The sequence below is a fragment of the Streptomyces sp. NPDC001832 genome, assembly GCF_040297265.1.
Classification (GTDB): Bacteria; Actinomycetota; Actinomycetes; order Streptomycetales; family Streptomycetaceae; genus Streptomyces.
Genome location: NZ_JBEOYU010000031.1, coordinates 1 through 12838 on the forward strand (window position 1 = coordinate 1; position 12838 = coordinate 12838).

A 12838-nucleotide genomic window follows, 5' to 3' on the forward strand; every position below is an offset into this window, starting at 1 on the left:
CACCGTCAGGTCATCAGCGAAGTGCCGGTCGCCGGTGGCGTCGGGCACGTACTTCACACAGACAACGATCCTCAAGCTCACGCCGGCTCTCCTACTGCATCGTCATTTCTGGGCTGCCTTGATGCACGCAGCATAGGCGCCTGATGGGGCGGTTTCCGGTCGGGGCGACCGACGCTCCGAAGGAAATATTACTAGCCAGTACACCCAGTGTTTTACCCATGAGCAAGCGCTTGGAACTGTGATCTGGCCAACGTGCGGCGCCCATGTGCCGCTTGGGAGTTCTCAGTCCCGCAGAGCGGTGAAACGGCCCTGGTGATACAGCAGCGGGCGGCCGCCTCCGGCGGGGTCGCCGACCACGGCCTCCGCGATCACGATCCGGTGGTCCCCCGCCGGGATCCGGGCCACCACGCGGCAGACCAGCCACGCCAGCACACCGTCGAGCACCGGCACACCCTCGGGTCCACTGCGCCAACAGGTGGACGGGCCGAACCGGTCGGCGCCGCTGCGGGCAAAAGTGGCGGCCAGCTCCTGCTGGTGTTCACCGAGTATGTGGATGCCGACGTGCTCGGCCTCGGCCACGACCGGCCAGCTGGAGGACGAGGTCCCCACACCGAAGGAGATCAGCGGCGGCTCGGCGGCGACGGAGTTGAGAGAGGTTGCGGTGAAGCCGACCGGCCTGTCACCTGCGGCGGTGATCACTGCCACACCGGCGGCGTGCTGACGGAAGACCGAGCGGAGGAGTTCAGGGGATGCCGTGCGGGAGGTACCGAGCCCGGGCGAAGCCGTCATGGAGATGTCCTTCTGCGGAGGAGGCGTACGGGGCCGTGCTTGCTCAGGCACCCGGACAGCGCGCACTCGCGTTGCGGACGAGATCCACATGGACCCGGCCATGGAGGAGGAGCTCTGGGGGCATAGCGTCAGACTGACGATGTGGGGTGGGTGCAGTCAAGAGCGTTCCGTAATGTGGGAGATGCGTCACGGTCCGTCACATCGCCTGTCCCAGTGCGGCGACGACATCGGCGGTGCGCGGCTGCCCGACGGCCCGGCGGACGATCCGGCCGGTGGCGTCGAGGACCAGCACGGTCGGCGTCCGGCTGATCTCCAGTTCGCGCACGAGAGTGAGATGCGCCTCGGCGTCGATTTCGACATGGGCGACGCCGTCCACCATGCGCGCCACCTCGTCGAGAGTGCGGCGGGTGGCCCGGCAGGGCTGGCAGAACGCGCTGGAGAACTGTACAAGAGTTGCCCGATCCCCCAATTCCGCGCCGAGTTGGGCCACGTCCAGCGTTCCCTCGTGTGTCCGCCCGTCCACCTTTGGCCTCCTGTCAGAACTCTTCGCAAGAGGTCAGCACCACCGGGCACCGAGACATTCCCAGTGGTCCGACGTGACGAGAATCTCGCGGCCCGCGCCCTCGGAGACTGGCCACCGCGTCGCGCATGGGGCACGATCGGCGCAACGCCGCAAACCTACGGCTGCGTAACTTCCGCCGGGAGAACCCTCCTCAGGCGCTGAAGAAGGGTCTTCCCCAGATGGCAGAACTCGTCTATCGGCCGGTCATCGGCGCCGCTCGTACGTTTTTCAAGGCGCTCGACCTGAAGATCGACACTCAGGGTTCCGAGCACATCCCGAAGACTGGTGGCGCGGTACTGGTCAGCAACCACATCAGCTATCTGGACTTCATCTTCACCGGGCTCGCGGCGCTGCCGCAGAAGCGTCTCGTCCGCTTCATGGCGAAGGAATCGGTCTTCCGGCACAAGGTCTCGGGCCCGCTGATGCGCGGCATGAAGCACATCCCCGTCGACCGCAAGCAGGGCGAGGCCGCATATGCGCACGCTCTGGCCTCGCTGCGTTCCGGCGAGATCGTCGGCGTGTTCCCCGAGGCCACGATCTCGGAGTCGTTCACGCTGAAGAGCTTCAAGTCGGGCGCTGCCCGGCTGGCCCAGGAGGCCGGCGTACCGCTGATCCCCATGGCACTGTGGGGGACGCAGCGGCTGTGGACCAAGGGCCGGCCGCGCAGTTTCAAGCGCAACCACATTCCGGTGACGATCCGGGTCGGCGAGCCGGTGGAGGCACCCACTGACCAGTACGCGGGCGCGATCACCCGGCGGCTGCGGGAGCGGGTCCAGGAACTCCTCGAAGCAGCTCAGCGCGCCTATCCTGTGCGCCCGAAGGACGCGACCGACACCTGGTGGGTGCCCTCGCACCTCGGCGGTACGGCGCCGACGCCCGCCGAGGTGCGCGAGAAGAGCTGACGCGGCCGACTCACGGCCACGACCGAAATATCACTCCGGGGTGCGGACGGTGATCCGCGCCCCGGGGCTCAGCTTCTCCAGCCACTCGGCGAGTTGGCGCCTGCGGCTTCGCGTTCACCGATCGTCATGGGCTCGCGGCGTTCCAGCAAGAATGCGAACGTCAGCGTCATCGGCCGCCTTGCCTCGAAGCGGGATCTCAGAGTGCTGTAGGAAGAGTGCCCCACAGTTGCGTGCGGTCCTCTGCGGACCGGAGGCCGCACAGTACCGCCGGATGTGGTGCTACATAGAGCACTGGATAATCCACTTCATTGAACTCCGGCCGGACAGGCCACGCCAGTCGCTCCTCGCCGAGTGAGAAGTGGGCCTCAACGCCCGGCTTGTTGCCCCGGGGGTCCTGACGGTCCCAGCGGTCGCGACCGGGCAGGCGGACCGCGATCAGCCCGTGCACGGGGCCAGGATCCCCGTTCTCCTCACCGAGCCTCTGGTAACAGAGGGCAGTCGGGATGCCCGCCGCACGAAGGAGGGCGGCCAGGGCGTGGCATTTCGAGTGGCAGACACCGTTGCGCGTCGCGAGGACGTCGGAGGCGCGCCAGGTGACCCGCATGTCGCCCGAATCAGCGGAGTGCGGAATGGTGTCACGCACGAAAGCGTAGGCGGCGGCCGCGTATGTGTATGCGTCCGTAGTGCTACTACGGAGATCGGCGACCGTATCCCGTACCAGCGGATGCTTGTGATCGATGGCCGCATCGGCGGCGAGATAGGCGGAAAGTTCCGGGACTTGCTGGATCAGCTCCATGGCCGCCGAGCGTAAGTAAGCGGCCGACCAGATGTCAATGACTTTCCGGTCAGCCGCATACTTATTCAGTTACGGGCTACTTTGCCATCTCTTCCTTCAGTCCAAGGACGAATGCGTCGACATCATCCTGCGTGGTGTCGAAGGAGCACATCCATCGCACATCACCGGCGGCCTCGTCCCAGAAGTAGAAGCGGAAGCGCTTCTGCAGCCGCTCGCTCACCTCATGCGGCAGCCGGGCGAAAACGGCGTTGGCCTGGACAGGGTGGAGGATCTCCACGCCGTCCACCGCACGCACGCCCTCCGCGAGGCGCTGGGCCATGGCGTTGGCGTGCCGGGCGTTGCGCAGCCAGAGGTCTCCGGCAAGCAGCGCCTCCAGCTGTACGGAGACGAAACGCATCTTCGAGGCGAGCTGCATGGACAGCTTGCGCAGGTGCTTCATGGCGCGGACGGCGTCCGGGTTCAGGACGACCACGGCCTCGCCGAAGATCGCCCCGTTCTTCGTGCCGCCGAAGGAGAGAACGTCGACACCGACGGTGTTGGTGAACGTACGCATCGGTACGTCCAGCGACGCCGCGGCGTTGGCTATCCGGGCCCCGTCCAGGTGGACCTTCATCCCGTGGCCGTGGGCGTGGTCGCAGATGGCGCGGATCTCGTCGGGTGTGTAGACGGTGCCCAGCTCGGTGTTCTGGGTGATCGAGACGACTTGCGGCATGGCACGGTGCTCGTCGTCCCAGCCGTACGCCTGGCGGTCGATCAGCTCGGGCGTGAGCTTGCCGTCCGGGGTGGGCACGGTGAGCAGCTTGAGGCCGCCCACCCGTTCCGGGGCGCCGCCCTCGTCGACGTTGATGTGGGCGGACTCGGCGCAGATCACCGCGCCCCAACGGTCGGTCATCGCCTGGAGGGAGACGACGTTGGCGCCGGTTCCGTTGAAGACCGGAAAGGCTTCTGCGGTCGGCCCGAAGTGACTGTGCATGACGCGCTGGAGGTGCTCGGTGTAGTCGTCCTCGCCGTAGGCGATCTGGTGACCACCGTTGGCGAGGGCGATGGCCGCGAGGATCTCCGGGTGCGTGCCCGCGTAGTTGTCACTGGCGAATCCGCGTACCTGCGGGTCGTGGTGGCGTCGCGCGTCGGTCCTTACGGTTGTGGGGTCAGCCACAGGCGCTTTCCGTTCACTTCCGGGGCGGGCCGGTCCCAGACGCCGGCGATGGCATCGGCCAGCTCCTTGACGTCGGTGAAGCCCGCGAATTTCGCATTGGGGCGCTCGGCGCGCATGGCGTCGTGCACCAGTGCCTTGACGATCAGGATCGCAGCCGCGGTCCTGGGACCTTCGTCGCCCCCCGCTTTACGGAAGGAGTCCGCGAGCGCGAGCGTCCAGGCCTCGGCCGCCGCCTTGGACGCGGCATAGGCTGCGTTTCCCGCGGTGGGCTTGCTCGCCCCGGCCGCGCTGATCAGCACATAGCGACCCCGGTCGCTGCGCTGCAGACCCTCCTGGAAGGCCAGCGAGGTGTGCTGGACCGTGCGGATCAGCAGCTTCTCCAGCAAGTTCCAGTCGGCGAGGTCGGTCTCGGCGAAGGTGGCGCTCCCGCGCCAGCCGCCGACGAGGTGGACCAGGCCGTCGATCCGGCCGAATTCCTTCTCCGTCTTGTCCGCCCATTCACGGGCGGCAGCGAGGTCCAGCAGGTCGACGGTGTCACCGGTGACCGTGGCGCCGCCGTGGGCGTAGCGCGCGGCGTCGACCGCCTCGGCCAGGCGGGTGGCATCGGCGTCGGAGGCGACGACGGTCGCACCGGCCTCGGCGAGCCTCAGCAAAGTGGCCCGGCCGGCCGGGCCCGCGGCCCCGGCGACCGCGACCACGGCACCTTCGAGAGCACCGCTCCCGTTGCCCTTGCCGTTTCCGTTCATGGCCACCGCCTCCTCAAGCCCGGCGCTCACGCGGCTGCCCGCTCGGCATCCGCAGCGGTGATCCCCTTGGTGGAGGCGATCACGTTCTTAAGCTTCTTGGAGAGCGCCTCATAGAACATGCTCAGGGGAAACTCGTCCGGAAGCACGTCGTCGACGAGCTTCCGCGGCGGCTGGGAGAGATCCAGCGCGTCCGGGCCCTTGGCCCAGCGGGAGCCCGGGTGCGGGGCGAGATAGGTCGAGACCAGGTCGTACGCGGCGAACCAGTGGACGAGCTTGGGGCGGTCGATGCCGTCGCGGTACAGCTTCTCGATCTCGGTGCAGAGCTGGTTGGTGATCTGCGGGGCTCGGTCCCAGTCGATCCTCAGCGTGTTGTCGGTCCAGCGGATCACGTCGTGCTTGTGGAGGTACGCGAAGAGCAGCTGGCCGCCGAGGCCGTCGTAGTTGCGGACGCGCTCGCCGGTGACGGGGAAGCGGAACATCCGGTCGAACAGCACGGCGTACTGCACATCGCGGCCCTGGGGGAAGCCGTCGGCCTCCAGCTTCACGGCCTCCTTGAAGGCGGTGAGGTCGCAGCGCAGCTCTTCGAGCCCGTACATCCAGAACGGCTGGCGCTGCTTGATCATGAAGGGGTCGAACGGCAGGTCGCCGTGGCTGTGGGTACGGTCGTGCACCATGTCCCAGAGCACGAAGGCCTGTTCACAGCGCTGCTGGTCGCCGACCATCTCGTGAATGTCGTCGGGCAGCTCGACGCCGAGCAGATCGACCGACGCCTCGGTGACCCGGCGGAAGCGGGCGGCCTCGCGGTCGCAGAAGATCCCGCCCCAGCTGAAGCGCTCGGGGGCCTCGCGCACGGCGACGGTCTCCGGGAAGAGCACCGCGGAGTTGGTGTCGTAACCCGAGGTGAAACCCTCGAAGGTGATGCCGCAGAACAGCGGGTTGTCGTAGCGGGTGGCTTCGAGCTCGGCCAGCCACTCGGGCCAGACCATCCGCAGCACGACCGCTTCGAGGTTGCGGTCCGGGTTGCCGTTCTGTGTGTACATCGCGAAGACGGCCAGGTGCTGGAGCCCGTCGGTGCGGTCCTTGGCCGGCTGGAAGGCGAGCAGCGAGTCGAGGAAGTCCGGCACGCCGAAGCCGTCCGTGGCCCAGCGACGCAGGTCCATGACGAGGGCGCGGTGGTACGCGGCGTCGTGCGGAAGCAGCGGGGAGATCTCCTCGACCGCGGCGATCACGCGGTCCAGCGTCGCCCGGGCGTCCGCCCGGGACGGCGCGCCCTCGGCGCCGAAGTCGATGGAACCGTCCTTCGACTGCCAGGGGCGGATCTCCTCCACGGCATTCTTGAGCGCGGGCCAGGCAGGGTGGTCGACCACCCGCTGGTCCGTAGCTATGCCACCTGCGGCAACGTCGTGCACAAGAATTTCCGCCATAACACTTCCTCCACAGGAGAACCTCGCGTCAAGCAACCGTATCCATTTACGGTTCCTTCGGACAAGTGGGCCTCAGGAAATTATCCTGCCACGCCTCCTTGTCGCCGCGATTTTTCCTGCGCAGACCCTTACCTGCAAATGCTTCCGTCGGTCGGACACGCTGTGGGGGCTGCCAGTCCGTCCGGCCTCATACACATGAGCGGTCAGGCCATGCAGGGCACGCCCACGCATGAGTGACACATCTCACCCGGTGCCGCCGGCATCCGCGAAACACGGCGCCACTCCCCCTCGTCCGAGCGGTTCCCTTCCTGGGGTCGGCCATTAGGCTGCCGAATTGCCGCAGTGCCCCGTGGGTGGGAGCCGCGCACGGGAAGAAGCCGTCGACGGAAGCGGGTTGCCTTGTCTTTTTCCACCATCGGTCATCGCGGAGTGATGGGTGTCGAGCCGGAGAACACCCTGCGGTCGTTCGTCCATGCGGAACGGGCCGGGATGGACGCCATCGAGTTGGACCTTCATCTGAGCAAGGACGGCGCGCTGGCCGTCATGCACGACGCCGATGTGGACCGTACGACGGACGGCAGCGGTCCGATCGCCGAGAAGACCCTGTCCGAGCTGCGCGAACTCGATGCCGGGCAGGGTGAGCGCGTGCCGGTCTTCGAAGAGGTTCTCGACGCCGTACGGTCCCCCGTGCAGGCGGAGATCAAGGATGTGGCTGCGGCCCGCGCCCTGGCCGAAGTGATGCTGCGACGCGGTCTCGTCGACCGGGTCGAGGTGTCGTCGTTCCACGACGAGGCGGTCGCCGAGATCGCCCGACTGGTGCCGGGGGTGCGGACTGTACTCATCGCGAGCCGCTGGCGGAGTGATGTGGTGGACCGGGCGAAGGCGGTGGGGGCGGCGACGCTGGCCCTGAATATCCGCCGCCTCACCCTGGAGGTTGTCGAGCAGGCGCACGCCGAAGGACTGAAGGTGATCGGCTGGGTGGTGAACACCCAGGACCATCTGCGGCTGGTACGCGCCTTGCGGTTGGACGGGGCGACCACCGACTACCCGGAGATCCGCCGCGCCGGCCGCTTCACCGCTTGATCGCCCACCCGGTCAGTCCAGGTCCTTGATCAGCAGCTCGAACGCCAGATCGTCGCGCTGCGGGATACCGAAGCGATCGTCGCCGTACGGGAATGGGCTGAGCTTTCCCGTACGGCGGTAGCCGCGGCGCTCGTACCAGGCGATCAGCTCCTCGCGCACCGAGATCACGGTCATGTGCATCTCGGTCACCCCCCAGCTCTCCCGGACGGTGCGCTCGGCCTCGGCGATGATCACCTTGCCGAGACCGGCTCCCTGCAACTCGGGGCGGACCGCGAACATCCCGAAGTAGGCGGTGTCACCGCGATGTTCGAGCTGGCAGCAGGCAATGAGCGCACCGTCGCGCTCCACCACGAGCAGTCGGCTGCCGGGCGCCTCGACGACCTCGCGGACACCGTCCGGGTCGGTCCGCTGCCCCTGCAGGATGTCCGCCTCGGTGGTCCACCCGGCCCGGCTGGAGTCCCCGCGGTACGCCGACTCGATCAGCGTCACGAGCGCCGGCACATCGGCGCCGGCCGCGTCGCGGAAGGTGAGTTGCCCCAAGTCCCGGGCAGAGGCTGTCTCCATGGCGGTGGCTCTCCGTTTCTCTGCTGTGACCGTGCCGAAGCAGGGTACCCGCGTGTTCTAGAGTCTGGCGCATGGTTCATGTGCTGAGCAGCCGGATCCTGTTGCGTCCTGCCGACCCCGAGCGGTCACGGATCTTCTACGGCCAGTCTCTTGGGCTGCCCGTCTACCGGGAGTTCGGCACCGGCCCCGAGCGGGGCACGGTTTACTTCCTCGGCGGCGGGTTCCTGGAGGTCTCCGGGCGTGCCACCGCACCGCCGGTGCCCAGCCTCGAACTGTGGCTGCAGGTCGCGGACGTCCGGGCGGCGCACGAGGAGTTGTCGGCCGGCGGCGTCGAGGTGCTGCGGCCGCCGGTGCGCGAGCCGTGGGGGCTCGTCGAGATGTGGATCCGCGATCCGGACGGGCACAGGATCGTCGTGGTGGAAGTACCGGAGGACCATCCGCTGCGCTACCGCCCGTAGAAGTTCCGGTGCGCCGTCGCTGCGGGGCACGGCTTCTCTCCGCGTAGTCGACGAGCAGGGGCAGAGCCTTCGAGCACACGGCGCGACAGGGAACACCCCTTCCGCGCGCTCCCCGTGTACCTCAGTGCGCCGCGTAAGACGGTCCGGCCCCGGGCATCGACTCAGGGGACCGACGCCGTACGTCCAGGGGGAGGTGCGCTGTGCACGGACCGGCGATGTCCGGCTGGCTGCTCATGGCGTTGTGTGGAATGACAGGCGCGTACTGCCTGTTGCGCACGCGCAGCGAGACCGGGGAGGGGCGCAGGACGGCGCGTGCGGAGGCGTTGATGGGCTTCGGCATGGCCGCCATGGCGGTGCCCGCTGCCGTCGTGACACCACCTGTGTGGGGGTGGGCGGTGTACGCGGTGCTGTTCGGTGCGGCCTCGTTGCGCGCGCTGTGGTTCTCTTGGCACAGCGGGCATCATCTGCACCATCTGGTCGGATCGTCGGCGATGGTCTACATGGCGCTGGCGATGTCACCGGGCGGTGGAGGGGCGCACGGCGGACACGCGGGCCACAGTGTCGCGGCGACGGCCGGGGGCATCCCACTGCTGACCGGACTGCTGCTGGCCTACTACGCGGCGTATGTGCTGCGTTCAGGGGCCCGGTTGATACCGGTGGCCGCCACGGCGGGCCGCGGCGGTGGGCCGGTCGGGGGCGGCTGGGGCACACGGCCCGAACTGGCTCTCGCTTGTCGGCTGACGATGGGGATCGCCATGTTCGCGATGCTGCTGACTCTGTGAGTCAGGGGGCGGCCAAACCGTGGCGTGCGTCACTTGCTGTGCCCAGCCGTACCCGTGACTGCCGTGCCCTCATAGGCTGACGCCATGTTGGTCTCCCTCGCGCTGCTGCTGCTCGGTGTACTGACCGCCGTTGTGACTCCGCGTCTGATGGCACGGGCTCAGTGGCCGGAGCGCGAGCCCGTCGTTGCACTGTGGGTCTGGCAGTGCGTGGTGGCCGGGGTGCTGCTCTCCTTCGCGCTCTCCATGACATTCAGTGCGGCCGCTGCCTGGCAGGCGGTGCGCGGGCATGTGTTCGCGCCGGCGCCGCGCGCCGTGGTGGAGGCGTATGCACTGAGCGGGCACGGGCAGTGGTCCGCGGCCCTGGCCGTGCTGCTGGCGCTCGGCGGGGTATGGACGGCGGCGATGCTGATTCGGGAGATCCACCGTGCCCAGGTGCGTCGCAGGCGACGCCGCGCCGAATTGCTGGTGCGTTCGCCGCTGATGCCCGGGGAGGAACCCGGCAGCAGCCCGCTGGTCGTGCTGGAGGGAGAGCGCCCGGATGCCTGGTGGCTGCCTGGAGCCGCGCCCCAACTGGTCATCACTACCGCTGCACTTGGCCGACTGAACGGCCGTCAGCTGGATGCGGTGCTGGCTCATGAGCAGGGACATGCGAAGGCCCGGCACGACTGGCTGCTGCACTGTTCCGGCGCACTCGCGATCGGGTTTCCGCAGGTGCCGGTGTTCGCTGCCTTCCGCGACGAGATGCACCGGCTGGTCGAACTGGCCGCGGACGATGTGGCGTCGAGACGCTTCGGACGGCTGACGACCGCTCTGGCCCTGGTGGAACTCAACGAGGACCGGGGCGTGTTCGGCCCGTGCCCGACGCCGGACGCGCAGCTGCCGCTGCGGGTGAACCGGCTGCTGACCCCGGTGGAACGGCTCACCGCGGGCCGTCGGCTCCGGCTGACCGCGGCGGCCGCCCTGGTACCGGTGGTTCCGCTTCTGGTGGCATTCATTCCGGGACTCAGCGCACTGGGGTAGCCGGATGCGCGAATCGTCCGCGAAGATCGCCCCATGCCATCCCCGCCCCCCACCCCACCGGCCCGCACCCGTTCCGGCGTCACACCTTTCGGCACGGCCGTGGTCTGTGCATCTGCCGCCCTGGTCCTGCTGATCCTGGTCGCAGTGCGCTGGTCGCCGCTCATGAGACTGGACTGTACGGTCGCGACGGCCCTGCATCGAAGGGCGGTCACCGAACCCGGTCTCGTCCATGTGAACCGGATCCTGACCGACTGGGTGTGGGATCCGTGGACCATGCGCGCCCTGATCGCAGTGGCCGTGGTGGCGCTCTGGTGGCGCGGAGCGCGGGCACTCGCGGTGTGGGTGGCGGGGACGAGCGTGCTGTCGACTGTCCTGCAGCAGGGGCTGAAGTCCGCGGTCGGCCGGGAGCGGCCGCAGTGGCCGGACCCGGTGGATTCCGCCCATTACGCGGCGTTCCCTTCTGGTCATGCGATGACGGCGATGGTGAGCTGCGCTCTGCTGCTCTGGCTGCTGCGACGGCACGAGCCCGGGCCCCTGGTGTGGCGGACGGCTCTGGTGGTGGCCTGGGTGTCGGTGATCGGGGTTGGTGTCACCCGGCTCTACCTCGGAGTGCACTGGTTGAGCGACGTCCTGGGCGGCTGGCTGCTGGGGGCGGCCCTGGCCGGGTTCTCCATCGCCGGGTTCGCCCGGTACGAGAGGCGCGACAGACCGGCCATGGCGCGGCGCCCCTGAACTGGGAAGGATCGCGTCCATGCAGATCAGAAGGATCGCGTCCATGCAGATCAAAGGTGTGCTCTTCGACTTCTCCGGGACTCTCTTCCGTATCGAATCAGTCCGGTCCTGGTTGCGCACGGTCCTCGCCGAACGAAAGGTGACGGTGAGCACGGCCGACTTCGAGCGGTACGCGCGGGAGCTCGAGGCCGCCGGGGCGTTGCCGGGCGGCCCTCCGCCCCAGCACATTCCTGCCCGGCTCGCCTCCGCGTGGGCCACCCGCGACGAGAGCGCGGGACTCCACCGGAAGGCGTTCACGGAACTGGCCCGGCAGGTGGCTCTGCCGGATACGGGGCTGTACGACGCGCTGCACGAGCGGCACAGATCACCTGCCGCTTGGCGGCCCTACCCGGACGCGGCGGAGGTGCTCGGTGCGCTGCGCGACAGCGGCATCCGTATCGGTGTGGTCAGCAACATCGGCTGGGACCTGCGGCCGGTCTTCCGGGTGCACGGCCTGGACGCCCTGATCGACGCCTACGTCCTGTCGTACGAGCACGGCATCCAGAAACCGGACACACGACTCTTCCACATGGCCTGCACATTTATAGGACGGGATCCGAAGAATGTGGTGATGGTCGGCGACGACCGGCACGCGGACGGCGGTGCGGCGTCGCTGGGCTGTGACGTGCGCTTTGTGCAGCATCTGCCGGTGGAGGAGCGGCCCGATGGGCTGCGGATGCTGGGACTGCTGCCGGGTGTTGCCTGTGACAAATGTGAGAGATGTCCCTGACACCCAATGGGTCGGATTGTCACATCGGGGCCTTAGCCTGTATGCATGTCCCGTTCTCCGTGCTCCTCCGATTCCGTGCGTAGCGCCGCTGTGGTGAACAAAGAGATTCGTGACCTGTGGCAGCGCTCCGGCGGCTGCCTGTCCCCGGAGGACGAGGAGCAGTATCAGAAGCTGCTCGTGGAATGGGCCGCAGCGACCGGCGGGAGCGCCAGGACGGCCGCCTGACGCAGGCGTCGACAGCGGCGTGCCGCCGGGCGGGGGATCCGCCCGGCGGCACGCGCTCGGTGCGCTGTGGAACAGGATGGTGCCGACTGATCGGATGAACCAGTCGGATCAGTGGTCGAAGTAGTCCGGCTGCGTCTGAACATTGAGCTCGTCCAGCCGCACCCGCTTCGCCGGGTCGGTCCGCCGGTCGTCGAGCTTCAGGACGTCGAAGCCCTTGGCGATGTCGTTGGAGTAGATGTAGCCGTTGTAGTAGTACGCCGACCAAGGGCCGGCCGTGGTGACCGCGTCCGTGCTGACGGGGCCGCGCTCGAAGAAGCCGATCTCCTTCGGCTTCGAAGAGTTGGTGAAGTCCCACACCGAGACTCCGCCCTGGTACCAGGCCTGAACCATCAGGTCGCGGCCCTTGATCGGGATGATCGAACCATTGTGGGCGACACAGACCTCCGTGTCGGCCTGCGGACGGTCGATCTTGAAGTAGCTGCGGAAGACCAGCTTGCGGTGGTCTCCCTTGCCGACGATGTCGTAGATACCGTCGGCGCCGCGCTTCGGGCCGATCTCCTCGTTGCAGGTGGCTGCGCCACCGCCGCCGAGTTCATCGGTGAAGACGACTTTGTCGGCCTTCTGGTTGAACGTCGCGGAGTGCCAGAACGCGAAGTTCACGTTGTGCTGAAGCTGATGATCACCCACCATCAGGGAGCGATCACGATGGCAGCCCAGGTGCTCTCGCAGGGGAACAATGTGCAGGTCGAGGAGATCGCCGGGGACTTCGTCGCCCAGCAGACGGTGGAGATCGACAGAATGCGCGCAATGTCGTCCTGACCGCACCCCGG

14 protein-coding genes and 4 pseudogenes are annotated in these 12838 nt (G+C 68.0%); 9 read left to right on the forward strand and 9 right to left on the reverse strand.

All coding sequences use genetic code 11. The annotated features are described in order from the left end of the window. The 3 genes and pseudogenes from ABT115_RS22055 to ABT115_RS22065 form a co-directional block, all read right to left on the reverse strand. Positions 1 to 81, reverse strand: a pseudogene (locus tag ABT115_RS22055) (electron transfer flavoprotein subunit beta); the annotation flags it as partial. A gap of 201 nt (positions 82 to 282) precedes the next feature. Beyond that, the gene (locus tag ABT115_RS22060) at positions 283 to 789 is read right to left on the reverse strand and encodes a flavin reductase family protein (protein WP_351792464.1); all 507 of its coding nucleotides are present in this window, start codon (positions 787 to 789) and stop codon (positions 283 to 285) included. A 196-nt stretch (positions 790 to 985) separates the two neighbouring features. After that, positions 986 to 1312 (reverse strand): TlpA family protein disulfide reductase, encoded by a 327-nt coding sequence (locus ABT115_RS22065; RefSeq protein WP_351792466.1) that lies wholly within the window; start codon positions 1310 to 1312, stop codon positions 986 to 988. A gap of 218 nt (positions 1313 to 1530) precedes the next feature. Between ABT115_RS22065 and ABT115_RS22070 the strand changes: the two genes are divergently transcribed. Then, positions 1531 to 2253: a lysophospholipid acyltransferase family protein gene (locus ABT115_RS22070; RefSeq protein ID WP_351792615.1), complete on the forward strand. Its 723-nt coding sequence runs from the start codon at positions 1531 to 1533 to the stop codon at positions 2251 to 2253. A gap of 196 nt (positions 2254 to 2449) precedes the next feature. Here ABT115_RS22070 and ABT115_RS22075 read toward each other — a convergent pair whose 3' ends face one another. The 4 genes from ABT115_RS22075 to ABT115_RS22090 form a co-directional block, all read right to left on the reverse strand. Continuing rightward, entirely contained in the window at positions 2450 to 3049 is a 600-nt protein-coding gene (locus tag ABT115_RS22075; RefSeq protein WP_351792469.1) for a transglutaminase domain-containing protein, read from the reverse strand. A 76-nt stretch (positions 3050 to 3125) separates the two neighbouring features. Continuing rightward, complete coding sequence (locus ABT115_RS22080; protein ID WP_351792472.1) at positions 3126 to 4205, reverse strand: threonine aldolase family protein; 1080 nt, start codon at positions 4203 to 4205, stop codon at positions 3126 to 3128. Further along, entirely contained in the window at positions 4184 to 4951 is a 768-nt protein-coding gene (locus tag ABT115_RS22085) for an SDR family NAD(P)-dependent oxidoreductase (RefSeq protein ID WP_093894808.1), read from the reverse strand. The genes ABT115_RS22080 and ABT115_RS22085 overlap by 22 nt, the downstream gene beginning before the upstream one ends. Before the next feature lie 26 nt (positions 4952 to 4977). Then, a complete protein-coding gene (locus ABT115_RS22090; protein WP_351792474.1) occupies positions 4978 to 6375 on the reverse strand; it encodes a DUF6421 family protein in 1398 nt (465 codons plus the stop codon). 399 nt (positions 6376 to 6774) lie between these two features. Here ABT115_RS22090 and ABT115_RS22095 point away from each other — a divergent pair, with 399 nt between their 5' ends. Further along, positions 6775 to 7458 carry a glycerophosphodiester phosphodiesterase gene (locus tag ABT115_RS22095; RefSeq protein WP_351792477.1) on the forward strand — a complete coding sequence of 228 codons (684 nt, stop codon included), beginning with the start codon at positions 6775 to 6777 and terminating at the stop codon, positions 7456 to 7458. 12 nt (positions 7459 to 7470) lie between these two features. Here the strand turns inward: ABT115_RS22095 and ABT115_RS22100 are convergent. Next, positions 7471 to 8025, reverse strand: a pseudogene (locus ABT115_RS22100) (GNAT family N-acetyltransferase); the annotation flags it as partial. 68 nt (positions 8026 to 8093) lie between these two features. Here ABT115_RS22100 and ABT115_RS22105 point away from each other — a divergent pair. The 6 genes from ABT115_RS22105 to ABT115_RS22130 all read left to right on the forward strand — a co-directional run bounded on the left by ABT115_RS22105 (position 8094) and on the right by ABT115_RS22130 (position 12008). Then, entirely contained in the window at positions 8094 to 8480 is a 387-nt protein-coding gene (locus ABT115_RS22105; protein WP_351792482.1) for a VOC family protein, read from the forward strand. 200 nt (positions 8481 to 8680) lie between these two features. Continuing rightward, entirely contained in the window at positions 8681 to 9262 is a 582-nt protein-coding gene (locus tag ABT115_RS22110) for a DUF5134 domain-containing protein (RefSeq protein WP_351792485.1), read from the forward strand. Positions 9263 to 9346: 84 nt separating this feature from the next. Further along, on the forward strand, positions 9347 to 10282 hold the full coding sequence (locus tag ABT115_RS22115) for a M56 family metallopeptidase (RefSeq protein WP_351792488.1): 936 nt from the start codon (positions 9347 to 9349) through the stop codon (positions 10280 to 10282). A gap of 33 nt (positions 10283 to 10315) precedes the next feature. Then, the gene (locus ABT115_RS22120) at positions 10316 to 11014 is read left to right on the forward strand and encodes a phosphatase PAP2 family protein (RefSeq protein ID WP_351792491.1); all 699 of its coding nucleotides are present in this window, start codon (positions 10316 to 10318) and stop codon (positions 11012 to 11014) included. Positions 11015 to 11057: 43 nt separating this feature from the next. Beyond that, complete coding sequence (locus tag ABT115_RS22125; RefSeq protein WP_351792618.1) at positions 11058 to 11783, forward strand: HAD family hydrolase; 726 nt, start codon at positions 11058 to 11060, stop codon at positions 11781 to 11783. Between the two features lie 45 nt (positions 11784 to 11828). Next, positions 11829 to 12008 carry a hypothetical protein gene (locus ABT115_RS22130; protein ID WP_351792493.1) on the forward strand — a complete coding sequence of 60 codons (180 nt, stop codon included), beginning with the start codon at positions 11829 to 11831 and terminating at the stop codon, positions 12006 to 12008. A 108-nt stretch (positions 12009 to 12116) separates the two neighbouring features. On the opposite strand, the pseudogene ABT115_RS22135 reads toward ABT115_RS22130, so the two are convergent. Then, positions 12117 to 12683: pseudogene (locus tag ABT115_RS22135) on the reverse strand (LVIVD repeat-containing protein); the annotation flags it as partial. Between ABT115_RS22135 and ABT115_RS22140 the strand changes: the two are divergent. Continuing rightward, positions 12675 to 12827 (forward strand): annotated as a pseudogene (locus ABT115_RS22140) (DUF305 domain-containing protein); the annotation flags it as partial. The pseudogenes ABT115_RS22135 and ABT115_RS22140 sit on opposite strands and share 9 nt — an antisense overlap. Between the last annotated feature and the right edge of the window lie 11 nt (positions 12828 to 12838).